The following is a 1,383-nucleotide window of genomic DNA, read 5'->3' as shown; positions in this document are numbered from 1 at the left end:
TTTGCCGTCCAGCACGAGATGAGCGGCGAGATCGCCAAGGCGCTTGGCATGCAACCTTCGGCAGCGGAAAGCGAACGCATGGCGCGGCCGCCGACCGAAAACCTCGAAGCCTACGACTTCTATCTTCGTGCCGAGCAGACAGCACGGACCGGTCGGCGCGACGGCCTGCGGGAGGCGCTCACGCTCTACGACAAGGCCGAGCAGCTCGACCCCGCTTTTGCGGAAGCCTTCGCGGCGGATGCAAGCACGACGGTGTATATCTGGCGTGAATCGTTCAATGACATCATGCAGAGCGCGCCAGCACGAAAGAGAGCATATGAGAAGGCGAGCCGAGCTTTGCAACTCGACCCTGACCTTTCGTCGCCCTATGCTATTCTTGGGATCATGCAGGTCGTGGATCGCCGCTACGAGGAAGCCATCGCTTCGGTCGAGCGAGCCGTCGCACTCGGCCCCGGCGATGCTGAGACGCAAATAGCCCTGGGATACGTGCAACTGTTCGCCGGCAGTCATGCTGAGGCTGCCGAAGCGGTCGAGACGGCGCTCAGGCTCGATCCCAACCTTTCACCTGTAAACCGGCAAATTGCCGGTCTGGTCTTTCTAATTCAAGGGAGCAACGACAGGGCGATCGAGGCCCTCGAACGCACCCGCGACGATGCGCCGTCAGTCGGAGATTTCACGATCACGCTTGGTGCCGCCTACGCCCGCGCCGGCCGCCTGCAGGATGCCAGGGCGGCAGTGGCCGAGGGGCTAGGTGCCATGTCCACACCAGGTTTCGATTCATTGTCCGCATACCGACTCAACGGTGCCCAATATCGTAACCCGCAGGATTTGGCTCTCATCGTCGACGCGTTGCAGCAGGCGGGCTTGCCCGAATGGCCGTTCGGTTTCACCGGCGATGAGCACAACCGCTTGAAGGGCAAGGAGATCGCCTCGCTGGTGCTGGGCCATACTCTGCAGGGTCAGCTTGAGCCCGGACTCCAACCAGCCTTCCTCCAGATCGGGAGCGACGGCAAGGCAGCCTTCCGCTCCACGACGCGGCTGGTCACCGAGACCGTCCGTGTCGATGGCGACTTATTGTGCGAGCTGAGCGAGAATATGTTCGGGCGCCCCGACTGTGGACCCGTCTATAAACGCCGCGACGATGGAGGCGGCGGCTATTCCTTCGTCAACTCAAGCAAGGTGTTTCACTTTACGGTTGTTCAGTAGAAGCACACGCGCGTCATAACGGACGCACACACTCGCGTCCGATGCGGGACTAGAATAGGCTGCGCGAAGCCGCTTGATCGACCAAGGAGGGCGCAGGCAGGTATGGAGCGAAGGCTTACCGCGATCCTTGCTGCCGACGTGGTCGGCTACAGCACGCTCATGGGCGAGGATGAGGTC

1 protein-coding gene is annotated in these 1,383 nt (G+C 61.8%); it reads left to right on the top strand.

Features of this window, described 5'->3' with window-relative positions; all coding sequences use genetic code 11:
- Nucleotides 1-1,206, top strand: a 1,206-nt coding sequence (locus X756_RS136295) for a tetratricopeptide repeat protein (RefSeq protein WP_023699418.1), incomplete at its 5' end; no start/stop codon positions are given.
- Nucleotides 1,207-1,383: the final 177 nt, after the last annotated feature.

The organism is Mesorhizobium sp. LNJC405B00 (assembly GCF_000502615.1).
GTDB lineage: Bacteria > Pseudomonadota > Alphaproteobacteria > Rhizobiales > Rhizobiaceae > Mesorhizobium.
This window is presented reverse-complemented; position numbering and strand designations above follow the sequence as displayed.